The 13,990-nt window shown below is 72.4% G+C and carries 11 protein-coding genes; 3 read left to right on the top strand and 8 right to left on the bottom strand.

Translation table 11 applies throughout. From position 1 onward, the window contains the following. Positions 1–3 precede the first annotated feature (3 nt). The 5 genes from AB4880_RS18080 to rplM form a co-directional block, all read right to left on the bottom strand. Positions 4–795 carry an ABC transporter permease gene (locus AB4880_RS18080; protein ID WP_367920622.1) on the bottom strand — a complete coding sequence of 264 codons (792 nt, stop codon included), beginning with the start codon at positions 793–795 and terminating at the stop codon, positions 4–6. Further along, positions 792–1,691, bottom strand: coding sequence for an ABC transporter ATP-binding protein (locus AB4880_RS18075; protein ID WP_367920621.1), 900 nt, complete (start codon positions 1,689–1,691; stop codon positions 792–794). The genes AB4880_RS18080 and AB4880_RS18075 overlap by 4 nt, the downstream gene beginning before the upstream one ends. A gap of 27 nt (positions 1,692–1,718) precedes the next feature. Then, positions 1,719–3,068, bottom strand: a complete 1,350-nt coding sequence (gene glmM, locus AB4880_RS18070) for a phosphoglucosamine mutase (protein ID WP_367920620.1) — start codon at positions 3,066–3,068, stop codon at positions 1,719–1,721. Between the two features lie 100 nt (positions 3,069–3,168). After that, positions 3,169–3,684, bottom strand: coding sequence for a 30S ribosomal protein S9 (gene rpsI / locus AB4880_RS18065; protein ID WP_367920619.1), 516 nt, complete (start codon positions 3,682–3,684; stop codon positions 3,169–3,171). Positions 3,685–3,722: 38 nt separating this feature from the next. Beyond that, on the bottom strand, positions 3,723–4,166 hold the full coding sequence (gene rplM / locus AB4880_RS18060; RefSeq protein WP_367920618.1) for a 50S ribosomal protein L13: 444 nt from the start codon (positions 4,164–4,166) through the stop codon (positions 3,723–3,725). 326 nt (positions 4,167–4,492) lie between these two features. Here rplM and AB4880_RS18055 point away from each other — a divergent pair, with 326 nt between their 5' ends. Together AB4880_RS18055 and AB4880_RS18050 are read left to right on the top strand one after the other, a co-directional pair. Beyond that, on the top strand, positions 4,493–5,782 hold the full coding sequence (locus tag AB4880_RS18055) for a citrate synthase (protein ID WP_367920617.1): 1,290 nt from the start codon (positions 4,493–4,495) through the stop codon (positions 5,780–5,782). Positions 5,783–5,784: 2 nt separating this feature from the next. Further along, positions 5,785–6,483: an HAD family hydrolase gene (locus tag AB4880_RS18050; protein WP_367920616.1), complete on the top strand. Its 699-nt coding sequence runs from the start codon at positions 5,785–5,787 to the stop codon at positions 6,481–6,483. Here the strand turns inward: AB4880_RS18050 and AB4880_RS18045 are convergent. From AB4880_RS18045 to AB4880_RS18035, 3 genes are all read right to left on the bottom strand, one after another. Next, a complete protein-coding gene (locus tag AB4880_RS18045; RefSeq protein WP_367920615.1) occupies positions 6,435–6,977 on the bottom strand; it encodes a Uma2 family endonuclease in 543 nt (180 codons plus the stop codon). The genes AB4880_RS18050 and AB4880_RS18045 overlap by 49 nt on opposite strands. 100 nt (positions 6,978–7,077) lie before the next feature. Continuing rightward, on the bottom strand, positions 7,078–8,379 hold the full coding sequence (locus tag AB4880_RS18040; RefSeq protein WP_367920614.1) for a M1 family metallopeptidase: 1,302 nt from the start codon (positions 8,377–8,379) through the stop codon (positions 7,078–7,080). Positions 8,380–8,385: 6 nt separating this feature from the next. After that, positions 8,386–12,246, bottom strand: a complete 3,861-nt coding sequence (locus AB4880_RS18035) for a Pls/PosA family non-ribosomal peptide synthetase (protein ID WP_367920613.1) — start codon at positions 12,244–12,246, stop codon at positions 8,386–8,388. A gap of 93 nt (positions 12,247–12,339) precedes the next feature. Between AB4880_RS18035 and AB4880_RS18030 the strand changes: the two genes are divergently transcribed. Next, complete coding sequence (locus AB4880_RS18030; protein ID WP_367920612.1) at positions 12,340–13,971, top strand: long-chain-fatty-acid--CoA ligase; 1,632 nt, start codon at positions 12,340–12,342, stop codon at positions 13,969–13,971. The last annotated feature ends 19 nt before the right edge of the window (positions 13,972–13,990 follow it).

Genomic DNA, 13,990 nt, shown 5'->3' with positions numbered 1-13,990 from the left:
GACTCACCCCACGTCGCGGCGTAGCGTCGTCAGCCGTCCGGCGACGGCGAACGCCGCGGCGTACCCCAGCAGCACCAGCGCCGCCGCCCACCGCGGGAGCAGGTCGACGGTGCCCGAGCCGCTGAGGAAGGACGCGCCGATCAGCGAGTCGGCCGCTCCCCCGGGTAGGTACGACGAGGCACCGGCCAGCGCGTCGACCTGCGCGAGCACCACCCGCGCGATCGGCTCGACGAACTGGGTGAACGCGAGGATCACCACGATCGCGGCCACCTGGTTGGAGAGCACCGACCCGAGCGCCACGCCGATCACTGCCCACAGCGCCACCACGATCACGCCGAAGAACAGCCCGAGCAGCACCTCGCCGTCGCCGAGCATCGCGCCGTCGCCCTTGATCTGCAGCAGCGGAGCACCGCCGAGCACGGTCGCGGCGACGCCGACGACGCCCGCGACCAGTCCGATCGGCACGACCGAGATCAGCTTGGCGACGAGGAAGCGGGTCCGGTCCGGCTCGACCAGCAGGCTCTGCGTGATCGTCTTGTGCCGGAACTCGGTGGTCATCGCCAGGCTCCCGATGACGAGCGGGAAGACGTAGCCCACCCCGTTGACGATCGAGTACGTCGCCCGCGCGGCCGCGACTCCCTCCAGCGGCGGGCGCCCGCCGTCCGGCGCGAACACGAAGGTCGTCGACACCACGGCCGCCACGAACACCAGGTAGGCGACCATCACGATCAGCAGCAGCCACCACAGCCGGGTGCTGACCAGCTTGCGGTACTCCGCGACCAGCGCGGCCCTCATCGGCCCTCCTCCGGCCGGGTGAGCTCGAAGAAGAGCGCCTCCAGGTCGACGTCGCGGCGCACCAGCTCGTGCAGCTCGATCCCGGCCGCGTGCGCGGCGGCGCCCACCTCGGCGGCGCTCGCGCCGTCGACGAGCAGGCCGCCGTCCTCGGGCTGGACGGTCCAGCCCTGGGTCGCGGCGAGCGCGGTGACCGCGTCGGGCCGCGGCGTCTCGACGTACGCCGCCGGGGTGGCGCGGGTGCGCAGCTCGGCCAGCGTCGACGCGTGCCGGAGCCGGCCCTGCGCGATGACGACAACGTCGTCGACGCTCGCCTCGACCTCGCGCAGCAGGTGGCTGGAGACCAGGACGGTCCGCCCCTCCCCCGCGAACTGCCGGAGCAGCCGGCGGATCCAGACGATCCCCTCGGGGTCGAGGCCGTTGGTCGGCTCGTCGAGGACGATCACCGGCGGGTCGGCGAGCAGCGCGGTCGCCAGCCCGAGGCGCTGCCGCATGCCGAGGGAGTACTTGCCGACCCGCTGCTTCGCGGCGTGGTCGAGCCCGACCGCCTCCAGCACCTGCCGGCAGCGCTGCTTCGAGACACCGACCTGCGGTGCGAACACCTCGAGGTGCCCGAGTCCGGTGCGGCCCGGGTGGAAGCTCGACGCCTCCAGCGCCGCGCCGACCACCCGCCCCGGCTGCTGGTAGGACGTGTACGGCCGGTCGCCGACGAGCGCGCGGCCGGCGGTGGGCCGGGTGAGCCCGAGCAGCATCCGCAGGGTCGTGGTCTTGCCGGCGCCGTTGGGACCGAGGAATCCGGTGACCGCGCCGGGCCGAACGCTGAACGCGAGGTCGTCGACCGCGCGCACGCTGCCGAACTGCTTGGTCAAGCCGTCGATGACGAGTGGGGGGACTGTCATGGCCCCCACCCTTTCAAACGCGTCGGGTCAGAGCGCGAGCCGCTCCCGTACGACGTCGGCGAGCCGATGCGCGACGGCCTCCGCCTGCTCGGCGGTCGGCGCCTCGACCATCACCCGCACCAGCGGCTCGGTGCCGGACGGCCGGAGCAGCACCCGCCCGGTGGCGCCCAGCTCGGCCTCCGCCTCCGCGACCGCGGCGACCAGCGCCAGGTCGTCGGTGCCCGCGCGGTCGACGCCGCCCACGTTGACGAGGACCTGCGGCAGCCGGGTCATCACGCCGGCGAGCTCGGCGAGCGAGGAGCCGGTCGCGACCATCCGCTGCAGCACGTGCAGGGTGGTCAGCAGGCCGTCGCCGGTGGTGGCGTGCTGGCTGAGGATGACGTGGCCGGACTGCTCGCCACCGAGGGTGTAGCCGCCGGCGCGCATGTCCTCCAGCACGTAGCGGTCGCCGACGCCGGTCTGGCGCACGGTCACGCCCGCGGCGGCCATCGCCTGGACCAGGCCGAGGTTGCTCATCACGGTCGCCACGAGGGTGTCGTCGGCGAGCCGGCCCGCGCCCTTGAGCGCCAGCGCGAGGATCGCCATGATCTGGTCGCCGTCGACGACCCGGCCGGCGTGGTCGACCGCGAGGCAGCGGTCGGCGTCGCCGTCGACCGCGAAGCCGGCGTCGGCGCCGTGCTCGAGGACGGCCGCACGCAGCGGGTCGAGGTGGGTGGAGCCGCAGCCCTCGTTGATGTTGAGGCCGTCGGGGTCGGCGCCGATGGTGATCACGGTCGCGCCGGCGGCCTCGAGCGCCTTGGGGCCGACCACGCTGGCGGCGCCGTGGGCGCAGTCGAGCACGATCCGCAGGCCCGCGAGCGGCTTGCCGTCGGGGTCGTCGAGGGTGCCGACGAGGTGGGCGACGTACTCCTCGTGGGTCGTCTCGTAGGCCGACACCCGGCCGACGGCCGCGCCGGTGGGGCGCTCCCACTCCTCGCCCATCGCGGCCTCGATCAGGTCCTCGTGGGTGTCGTCGAGCTTGACCCCGCCGCGGGCGAGGAACTTGATGCCGTTGTCGGGCATCGGGTTGTGCGACGCGCTGAGGACGACGCCGAGGTCGGCGTCGAGCGCATCGGTGAGGTGGGCGACGCCGGGCGTGGGGACCACGCCGAGCAGCAGCACGTCGACGCCCGCCGAGGCGAGCCCGGCGACGACGGCGCCCTCGAGGAAGTGGCCGGAGACGCGGGTGTCGCGTCCGACGACGGCCAGCGGCCGGTGGTCGTCGACCTCCTTGCGCAGCACGCGCGCGGCGGCCTCGCCGAGGTCGAGCGCCAGCTGGGCGGTCAGCTCGACGTTCGCCAGGCCGCGCACGCCGTCGGTTCCGAAGATGCGGGTCACAGGGGCTCCCTCGTCGTACCGGGGTGGAAAACGGGCGACGGGGCCACGGACCGCAGCAGTAGCGGTGCGTGGCCCCGTCGGTTGATCGCCTGGAAGGAGATCAGCGCTTCGAGTACTGCGGAGCCTTGCGAGCCTTCTTGAGACCGGCCTTCTTGCGCTCGGTCGCACGGGCGTCGCGGGTCAGCAGACCGGCCTTCTTCAGGGTCGGGCGGTTCGCGTCGAGGTCGATCGCGTTGAGCGAGCGGGCAACGCCCAGGCGCAGCGCGCCGGCCTGGCCGGTGATGCCGCCGCCGTGGATGCGGGCGATGACGTCGAAACGGCCCTCGAGGCCGAGAGCCGCGAACGGCTCGTTGACGACCTGCTGGTGCAGCTTGTTGGGGAAGTAGTCCTCGATGGTCCGGCCGTTGATGGTCCAGTTGCCGGTGCCGGGGACGAGACGCACGCGCGCGACGGCCTCCTTGCGTCGGCCGGTGGCCGCGCCGGGGGCGATGGTCGCGGGGCGGGCGTCGACGGCGGCGGCCGACGGGGAGGTCTCGCTGGTGTAGGCGACACCCTGCTCGTCGGTCTCGAAGGTCTCCTCGACCTCAACCGAGTTGGTGGAGTTGTTCTCAGTCACTTGATAAGTCCTCAGTCCTGGTCAGCTCTGTCGAGAAGTCACTGGGAGATCTGGGTGATCTCGAAGGGGACGGCCTTCTGGGCCTGGTGGGGGTGAGCCGGGCCGCTGTAGACCTTCAGCTTCTTGATCATCTGCCGGCCGAGGCGGTTCTTCGGCAGCATGCCCCACACGGCCTTCTCGACGGCCTTGCGGGCGTCCTTGTCGATGACCTCACCGATCGGGGTCGCGGTCAGACCGCCCGGGAAGCCCGAGTGGCGGTAGACCATCTTGTCGGCACGCTTGTTGCCGGAGAGGGCGACCTTGTCGGCGTTGACGACGATGACGTAGTCACCGGTGTCGGCGTTGGGCGCGTAGATCGCCTTGTGCTTGCCGCGCAGGAGGTTGGCGGCGGTGACGGCCAGGCGACCGAGGACGACGTCGGTCGCGTCGATCACGAGCCAGGCGCGCTCGACGTCGCCGGGCTTCGGAGCGTAGGTGCGCATGATGCGTACCCTTCCTTGCTAGTTCGTAGCCGCCGACGGTTGCCGGCAGCGGTGCCTTCGCGACCTGATCTCCCAGACCACTCGGGCGACGTCTCCTGACGAACTCAGCCCGGCCCACGACTCGCTCGTCATCACGACGATCCGAGGGCGATCCGGGTCTGCCTCGCGCAGCGCGCGAAGCGGCAGAAGACGCGACCGACAAGGCTACGGCGCGCGCTCACCGGGAGCAAATCGCGCGGGGCACAGGCACCGCGTCGTCCGGGCCCGGATTCACGGTTCGGGACACCGGCTACCGGCTCCGCGGGGTCGCGGACTAGGTTGGCAGCGTGACTGACTCTCTCACCGTACGCGACAACCGCACCGGCGCGGAGTACGAGATCCCGATCACCGATGGCACCATCAAGGCCGCGGACCTCGGGCAGATCAAGCTCAACGACGACGAGCCGGGACTGGCCACCTACGACCCGGGCTTCGTGAACACCGCTTCGTGCCGGAGCTCCATCACCTATATCGACGGTGACAAGGGCATCCTCGAGTACCGCGGCTACCCGATCGAGCAGCTGGCGGAGAAGTCCAACTTCCTCGAGGTCGCCTATCTCCTGATCCACGGCGAGCTGCCCACCAAGGAGCAGTACGAGAACTGGGTCCACGAGATCACGTTCCACACGTTCGTCCACGAGAACGTCAAGGGCTTCATGCAGGGCTTCCGGTACGACGCGCACCCGATGGGGATGCTGATGGCGTCGGTGGGGGCCCTGTCGACGTTCTACCCCGAGTCGCGCCACATCGAGGACCCGGACAACCGCCACATCCAGATCGTCCGGATGATCGCGAAGATGCCGACGCTCGGCGCCTGGTCCTTCCGCCACGCCCAGGGCAAGCCCTACATCTACCCCGACAACGAGCTCTCCTACGCCGAGAACTTCCTCTCGATGCTCTTCAAGATGAGCGAGTCGAAGTACGCCGCCGACCCGCGGATCGCGAAGGCGCTCGACGTCCTGTTCATCCTGCACGCCGACCACGAGCAGAACTGCTCGACCAACGCGGTGCGCTCGGTCGGCTCCTCGCAGGTCGACCCGTACTCGGCCGTCGCGGCCGGCATCGGCGCCCTCTACGGCCCGCTGCACGGCGGCGCCAACGAGGCGGTGCTCAAGATGCTGCGCCGGATCGGCACCAAGGACAACATCCCCGCCTTCATCGAGGGCGTGAAGAACGGCGAAGAGCGCCTGATGGGCTTCGGCCACCGGGTCTACAAGAACTACGACCCGCGCGCCAAGATCATCAAGAAGGCCTGCGACGACGTCTTCGAGGTCACCGGGGTCAACCCGCTGCTCGAGGTCGCCCAGGAGCTGGAGAAGATCGCGCTCGAGGACGAGTACTTCGTCAAGCGGCGCCTCTACCCCAACGTCGACTTCTACTCCGGCCTGATCTACGAGGCGCTGGAGTTCCCGCCGGAGATGTTCACGGTCCTGTTCGCGATCGGCCGCACCCCCGGCTGGCTCGCGCAGTGGCTGGAGCTGACCCAGGACAAGGAGCAGAAGATCGCGCGCCCCAAGCAGATCTACACCGGCGCCCGGACGCTCGACTTCGTCCCCGCCGAGGAGCGCTGGGCCTGATCTTGGCTCACTCCCCTGCCGCATCCGACACGACCCCGGCCACCCAGGTGGCCGGGGTCGTGTGGGATCTGGGCAACGTCCTCATCGCGTGGGAGCCGGTCCGCGCGGTCGCCGCGGGCGTCGGTGACGCGGAGGCCCGCCGGTTCATCGCCGGCTTCGACTTCGGCGCCTGGAACCACTCCTGCGACGCCGGCCGCCCCTGGTCGGCCGCCCTCGCCGAGCTGGCCGCGACCGCGCCCGAGTGGACCGCCCACGGCCAGGCCTACTACGACCACTTCGGCGCCTCCCTGACCGGCGAGGTGCCGGGCACCGTCGACGTCGTACGGGAGCTGGCGGCGGCGGGCGTGCCGCAGTGCGGGCTCACCAACTGGTCGCACGAGCTCTACCACGCCCACGCGCCCGCCCGCTTCCCGTTCCTCGGCCTCCTCGACCACGTCGTCGTCTCGGGCACCGAGGGCATCGCCAAGCCCGACCCGCGGATCTACCGCCGCGCCGCCGAGCGCTCCGGACTCGACCTGTCGGCGCTGGTGTTCGTCGACGACCGGGCCGACAACGTCGCCGCGGCGCGGACGCTGGGCATGACCGGCGTGGTGTTCACCGACGCGCCGTCGCTGCGGGCCGAGCTGGTGGCGCTCGGGCTGCTCGCGGAGGCTCAGGCGAGCAGCGCGTCGATGTCGACCGGGACCTCGACCGCGCCGTAGCGCAGGATCGCCTCGCCGCCGCTGAAGCGGCCGGTCTCGACGAAGGCGCCGTCGGCGAGCCGCAGGGTGATCACCTCGTGCTCGCGCGGGTCGACGATCCAGTACGACGGCGCGCCCCAGGCCGCGTAGCGCTCGGCCTTCGCCCGGTAGTCGTTGGCCCGGCGGGAGGAGACGATCTCGACGACCAGGTGCGGGACACCGGACAGGGCCCGCTGCTCGTCGGTGATGTCGTGCACCATCAGGTCGGGCCCGAGGTCCTCGCGCACGCCGGTCGGGATCCAGCCCCAACCGCCGGTGACCTTGGTGCCTGGCGCGACGTGCTGAGCGACCGGCACGTGCAAGCGGAACTGGATGTCCTGATGACGTTGGGAAGGTTGTGCAGCCACGACGAGAGCGCCTCCGTAGTACTCACTCGGGACCACGTCCGCGGCGAGGTACTCCTCCCACGTCATCGGGAAGCGCTGCATCACGTCACCTCGGCGGATCGACTCCATGGCCACGATCATCGCTGCTCCATCCGGTTTCGGCGTCTCCCGAGAGACTCGCCGACGCCTGAAGTGAACGCAACCTCGACCGGCCACGCAAGCAGCAGGATCAGCGCTGTGGACAACCCGGCAGCGCCGCCTCGTACAGCCACGGCCCGAGCACCCCGGCGACGTCCACCCCGGTCGCGTCGGCCGCGAACGCGACGAACTCCTCGGTCGTGACCGACCCGCCGGCGCGCGCCGCCACCCACCCGCGCAGCACCTCGAAGAACGCCTGGTCCCCCACCGCGACGCGCAGCGCGTGCAGGGCCAGCGCGCCGCGCTTGTAGACCCGGTCGTCGAACATGACCTCCGGCCCCGGGTCGGCGAGGACCAGGTCCTGCGGCTCGGCGGTGAGCCGCTCGTGGTGGTGGCGGGCCCAGCCGTCGCAGGTGAAGGGGCCGCCGGACTCCTCCGACCACAGCCACTCGGCGTAGCAGGCGAAGCCCTCGTGCAGCCAGATGTCGCGCCAGGTCCGCAGCGTCACCGCGTTGCCGAACCACTGGTGCGCCATCTCGTGCGCGATCAGCCGCACGTGCGACCAGTCCGCGGTGCAGAAGTTGCGGCCGAAGGTCGACAGGCTCTGGCTCTCGAGCGGGATCTCGAGGTCGTCGTCGGTGACGACGGCCGTGTAGGAGTCGAACGGGTAGGCGCCGAAGACCCGCGAGAAGAACGTCATCATCGCCGGCTGCGTGTCGAAGGAGTCGGTCAGGTCGACGTCCGCGGGCCCGATCGTGACCACGGACGGCGCGTGCTCGGTCGTCACGTAGCGCCCGATCTGCACCGTCGCCAGGTAGGTCGCCATCGGCCGGTCCATCTCGTAGGTCCACGTGTCGACGCTGGCGCGGCGCCGCTTGTCGACGAGCGTGCCGTTGGCGACGACGGCATAGCCCGACGGCGCCGACAGCGAGATCCGGTACGTCGCCTTGTCGTCGGGCCGGTCGTTGCACGGGAACCACGTGGGCGCACCGTGGGGCTGGGCGGCGACGATGACGCCGTCCTCGAGCTCCTCCCAGCCGGCGTCGCCGTGGTGGCGGTCGATGACCGGCTGCGGCGAGCCGCCGTAGGCGATGGTGACGGTGAGCTCGGTGCCGGCGGGGCAGATCCGGTCGAGCTGGAGCACCAGCCGCTCGGAGCGCGCCGACCACTTCTTCAGGCGCGCGCCGTCGACGCGGACCTTGGTGGCGGTCAGGTGCGCGAGGTCGAGGACCAGCCGCGACGTCGACTCCCGGACGACGAGCGACAGCACGGCCGTGCCGCGCAGCCGGTTGCCGTCGAGGACGTAGATCAGGTCGAGGTCATAGTGGCGCACCGCGTACGACGGGTCGCCGTGACCGGGCAGGTAGGGGTCGGCGGTGGGGAGCTGCGGCACGTCGCCTCAGTCCTCGACCCACGGACCGATCGGGTTGCCGATCCACCTCGTCTTGTCCGGCACCGACTCACCCCTCATCACCAAGGACACCGGTCCGACCGTAGCGTGCTTCCCCAGCGATGCCGCGGGCAGCACGACGGAGTTGGGCCCGAGTGTCGCGCCCCGCCGCAGCCGCACCGTGTCGGTGGCGAGCAGCCGGTCGTGGAAGAGGTGGGTCTGGACGACGCTGCCCTGGTTGACGGTCGAGCCGTCGCCGAGGTCGACGAGGTCGGGCTCGGGCAGCCAGTACGACTCGCACCACACGCCGCGGCCCACCTTCGCGCCCATCGCCCGGAACCACACCGCGATCAGCGGCGAGCCGGTCGCGAGTCCGGCGAACCACGGCGTCGCGACCACCTCGACGAAGGTGTCGGCGAGCTCGTTGCGCCACACGAACGAGCTCCACAGCGGGTGCGAGCCGTTGCGGACCCGCCCGACCAGCAGCCACTTCGCGGCGATCGCGACGGCGGCGGCGAGCAGGCCGGCTCCCCACAGCAGCAGTGGCACGGCGAGCACGCCGGCCACCGCGCCCCGCTCGGTCCAGACCGCCAGAGCACCCAGCACGACCAGGCCGTGCAGGGCGACGGCGAACGTGATCGGCAGCAGCCGCGCGGCCTCCCAGCACGCGCGTGCCACTTTGAGCCGGGTCGGCGGGGCGTAGGTCCGCTCGTCGGCCGAGCCCTGTGCGGCGCGCCGCAGCGGTGACGGCGGGCTGCCCAGCCAGGACTCCCCCGCCTTCACCGTGCCGCGCGCCGGCGCGGCCGAGAGCACCGCCACCAGCGAGCGCTTCGGGACCTTGCGCCCCGGCGCCGCCATCGCGGAGTTGCCGACGAAGGCGCGCTTGCCGACCTTCACCCGCTCGGCGCGCAGCCAGCCGCCGCCGAGCTCGTAGCCGCCGATGAGGGTGTCGTCGGCCAGGAACGCCTGGTCGCTCACCGTGGTCAGCGACGGGATCATCAGCACCGTCGACGCCTCGACGTCCTTGCCGATCCGCGCGCCCAGCAGCCGCAGCCAAGCGGGCGTCAGCTGCGAGCTGTAGAGCGGGAACAGCCAGGTCCGCGCCTCGTCGAGCACCCGGATCGTGCCCCACACGCAGAGCGCCGCGCGGCTCTGCAGCGGGTGGGCACCGGGCTTGATCCCGAGCGCGAGCAGCCGGACCGCGGCCAGGATCAGCAGCGCCAGCAGCACGCAGCCGACCACCACGCCGGGCACCAGCCAGGGCAGCAGCTCGCGGGCCGCCTCGCCGGCCGACGCGGTCGCGTCGACGTCGGACACCAGCAGCACCGGGACGACGACGGCGGCGATCGCGAGCAGCGGCAGCAGCGCGAGCCCGCCGGCCAGGACGGCGTACGACACCGCCCAGCCGCGCAAGGTACGACGCGTGCCCGGCGGCCGCTCCGCCCACGGGCCGCGGGCGGCCGAGCTGGCGCGGGTCGCGGGCGCGCCGGACCAGAACTCCCCCGCCGGCACCTGCCCGAACACCGCGGAGCCCGGCGCCACCTCGGCGTCGTCGCCGACGACCGCGCCCGGGCAGAGCATGGAGCGGGTGCCGACCCGTGCCCGCCGTCCGACGCGGATCCCGCCCACATGGAGCGTGTCGCCATCGATCCAGTAGCCGGTGAGATCGACCTCCGGCTCGACCGACGCGCCCTTGCCGACGGTCAGGTGGCCGGTGATCGGCGGCAGCGAGTGGAGGTCGGCGCCGCGGGCGACCTTGGCGCCGAGCAGCCGCGCGTACCAGGTGATGTACGGCGCGCCCGCCAGCCGGGTCGCGCCCAGCTCGTCGGCCAGGCGCTCGGCCGCCCAGATCCGGAGGTGCATCTTGCCGCCGCGCGGATAGGCCCCGGGCTGCACGCCCGCGAGCACCGCCCGCGCGAGCTTGGCCGCGACCAGCATCCGGCCCGGCGGGCTGACGAACACCACGAGCAGCAGGGCCAGCACCCACCACGGCACGGCCGGCAGCCACGCCACGCCGAGGACGTCGTGCGCGAGCCGAGCCACGGTCAGCGTCCCCGCGATCCAGCGCGGCGCGGCCAGCGCGCGCAGCACCGGCACGGCGAGCACCTGCCCGAGCTGGGTCTTGCGCGGGATCGGCTTCACCTTGCGGCTCTGCTCGGCCATCGCGGTCGGCTCGAGCGCGTCGAGGAAGGACGCCAGCCCGTCGACGGTCGGGTTCTCGTAGAGGTCGGCGACGGTCAGGTCGGGGTGCTCGGCGCGGAGCAGGGTCACCACCTGGGCGGCGGTCAGGCTGCCGCCGCCGAGGTCGAAGAAGTCGGACCTCGGCCCGTCCGGCGCCGCCCCGATCACCTTCTGCCACACCTCGGCGATCCGCGCGGACGTGCCGTGCAGGCCGGCGTCGGCCGGGTCGGCGGTCGGGAGGGGCCACGGCAGCGCGTCGCGGTCGACCTTGCCGGAGGTCCGGGTGGGGATGTCGTCGACGACGGCGAGCCGCGGCACGAGGGCGGCGGGCATCGTCGCGCGCAGGTGGGCGGTGGCCGCCGCGGCGTCGTACGACGGCGTGGTCGCGAGGTAGCCGACCAGCAGCTGGTTGCCGGTGCTCGTGCGCCGCACCGCCGCCGCGGCCGCGCTCACCCCGGGGAGGGCGAGCAGCGCCGAGTCGATCTCGCCGAGCTCGATCCGGCGCCCGCCGAGCTTGATCTGGTCGTCGGCGCGGCCGGCGAAGAGCAGCCCCGCCGGGTCGTTGATGACGAGGTCGCCGCTGCGGTAGGCGCGCTCCCAGCCGAGCGTCGGCATCGGCGCGTACTTCTCGGCGTCCTTGGCCGGGTCGAGATAGCGCGCCAGCCCGACGCCGCCGATGATCAGCTCGCCCCGCTCGCCCTCGGCCACCGGCTCACCCGTCGCCGGGTCGACGACGACCAGGTCCCAGCCGGCCAGCGGGAGGCCGATCCGGACCGGCCCCTCGGCGTCGACGAGCGCGCCGCAGGCGACGACGGTGGCCTCGGTGGGGCCGTAGGTGTTCCAGACCTCGCGGCCGTCGCGGACCAGGCGGGCCGCGAGCTCGGGCGGCAGTGCCTCGCCGCCGAGGATGAGCAGCCGGACCCGCTCGAGCGCGTCGTCGGGCCACAGACTGACCAGGGTCGGGACGGTCGAGACGACGGAGATGTCGTTGGCGGTGAGCCACGGGCCGACGTCGACGCCGCTGCGCACCAGCGCGCGCGGGGCGGGGACCAGGCAGGCGCCGTACCGCCAGGCGAGCCACATCTCCTCGCAGCTCGCGTCGAAGGCGACGCTCAGCCCGGCCATCACCCGGTCGTCCGGGCCGATCGGCGCGTCCTGCAGGAACATCCCGGCCTCGGCGTCGACGAACGCCGCGGCATTGCGGTGGGTCACGGCGACGCCCTTCGGCGTGCCGGTCGAGCCGGACGTGAAGATCACCCAGGCGTCGTCCTCGACGCCGGGATCGCGTCGCGGCCGGGGCGCGGCCTCGCGGCGCGGCTCGATGACCAGGCCGGTGCCGATCAGCGCCGCCACCCGCGCCTCCCCGAAGACCAGGCGCGCCCGCTCCTCCGGGTCGTCGGCGTCGACCGGGACGTAGGCCGCGCCCGCGAAGAGCACCCCCATGATCGCGACGTAGAGGTCCGTCGTCCCCGACGGCAGCCGGACGCCGACCTTGTCGCCCGGCCCGATGCCCAGCTCGGCGAGGTCGACCGCGACCGCCTCCGCGGCCTCCGCGAACTCGGCGTAGGTGACCGTGTCGTTGCCGCTGTCGAGCGCCATCGCGTCGGGATGGTCGGCCGCCGTACGCCGGAGGACGTCGACCAGCGTGCGCGGCGCGGGTGCGTCGGCGCCACGGAGCAGGGAGTTCACCTCTCGATCCTCGTCGCTCCAGGTGAACGGACGGTTGCGCACTCGTGGCGCGGCTCGTTGTGCCCCGTTGTGATCTGAGCCACAATCGGCGAGGTGAGTGCGACGACGGAGTCTCCCGCCCCTGTCCCGAGCCGCGGCTGGCCGCCGGCCACGCCCCCCGAGCCGACGTACGTCGACGACCGGCTCAACTACTGGGCGGAGGCGACGCCGGACGCCGAGGCGATGACCTACCTCGGCCGGACCTGGACCTGGCAGGAGTGGCACGACCGCGTGCACCGCGCCGCCGGCGGCCTGCGCGACCTCGGCATCGCGCGCGGCGACGTGGTCTCCTTCCTCGACAAGAACCATCCGGCGTGCGTCGAGATCAGCCTCGCCGCCGGGTCGATCGGCGCCGCCAACGCGATCATCAACTGGCGTTCGGCGGGCGACGAGATCGACTACGCCGTCAACGACTCGGGCGCCAAGGTGCTCTTCGTCGGCCGCGAGCTGATGCCCACCATCGAGGCGATCCGCGACCGGCTGCCGAACGTGCAGAAGGTCATCGAGGTCACGCCCGAGGGCGGGTCCGACGACGAGTACGAGCAGTTCCTCGCCGCGGCGACGGCGTGCGCTGACGGTCCCGACGTCCTCGAGGACGACGTCTGCCTGGTCATGTACTCCTCCGGCACCACCGGCCGACCCAAGGGCGTCATGCTGACGCACCGCAACATGGTCCAGCACACGATCAACGCCCATGACGGCTGGGGATTCGAGCCCGGCGACAAGTCGCTGGTCGCGATGCCGCTGTTCCACGTGGGCGGCTCGTCGTACGTCCTCTTCGGCATCCACGACGGCATCCCGAGCGTGATGACCCGCGAGCCCGACGCCGCCTCGCTGGCCGGCGCGATCATGGCCGGCGCCAACCGGACCTTCCTGGTGCCCGCCGTCCTCGCCCAGGTGCTGCAGGCCGGCCCGGACGCGGTCAAGCTGTTCGGCGCCCTCAAGACCTACACCTACGGCGCCGCCCCGATGCCGCCGCCGCTGCTGCGTGCCGCGATGAAGGCGTGGCCCGACACCGACTTCATCCAGGTCTACGGCCTCACCGAGGTCGCCGGCGTCGCCACGCACCTGATGCCCGACGAGCACCGCACCGCCGAGGCCGACGGCCACCCCGAGCGGCTGGTGTCGGCGGGCAGGCCGCTGCCCCACTGCGAGGTCCGCATCGTCGACCCGGCCACGCTCGAGGACGTCGACAGCGGCGAGCACGGGGAGATCTGGCTGAAGACGCCGCAGCTGATGAAGGGCTTCCTCAACAAGCCCGAGGCCACCGCCGAGGTGATCACCGACGACGGCTGGTTCCGCACCGGCGACATGGGCCACATCGACGACGACGGCTTCGTCTTCGTCTCCGACCGGCTTAAGGACATGATCATCACCGGCGGAGAGAACGTCTACTCCCCCGAGGTCGAGCGCGTCCTGTCCGAGCACCCGGGCGTGCTGGAGGTCGCCGTGATCGGCGTCCCCGACCCGCAGTGGGGCGAGGCGGTCAAGGCCGTCGTCGCGCTCAAGGAGGGCTCCGACGCCAGCGAGGTCGAGCTGATCGAGTGGACGCGCGAGCGGCTGGCGCACTTCAAGGCGCCGAAGACGGTCGACATCACCGCCGCGCTGCCGCGCAACCCGACAGGCAAGATCCTCAAGCGCGAGCTGCGCAAGCCGTACTGGGAGGAGCAGGCCCGCCAGGTCTGAGCACCGCCCGCTCAGAGGA

Origin of the sequence: Nocardioides ginsengisoli (assembly GCF_039537225.1) — a bacterium.
GTDB lineage: Bacteria > Actinomycetota > Actinomycetes > Propionibacteriales > Nocardioidaceae > Nocardioides > Nocardioides ginsengisoli.
Note: the sequence above shows the minus strand (reverse complement) of the source record. Positions and strands in the feature narration are given on the sequence as shown.

What these genes read in the sequence shown, in the direction of transcription:
- rplM (WP_367920618.1), bottom strand. Translation starts at nt 4,166, where the DNA reads ATGCGCACCTACGCTCCGAAGCCCGGCGACGTCGAGCGCGCCTGGCTC.
- AB4880_RS18080 (WP_367920622.1), bottom strand. Translation starts at nt 795, where the DNA reads ATGAGGGCCGCGCTGGTCGCGGAGTACCGCAAGCTGGTCAGCACCCGG.
- AB4880_RS18045 (WP_367920615.1), bottom strand. Translation starts at nt 6,977, where the DNA reads ATGGAGTCGATCCGCCGAGGTGACGTGATGCAGCGCTTCCCGATGACG.
- AB4880_RS18075 (WP_367920621.1), bottom strand. Translation starts at nt 1,691, where the DNA reads ATGACAGTCCCCCCACTCGTCATCGACGGCTTGACCAAGCAGTTCGGC.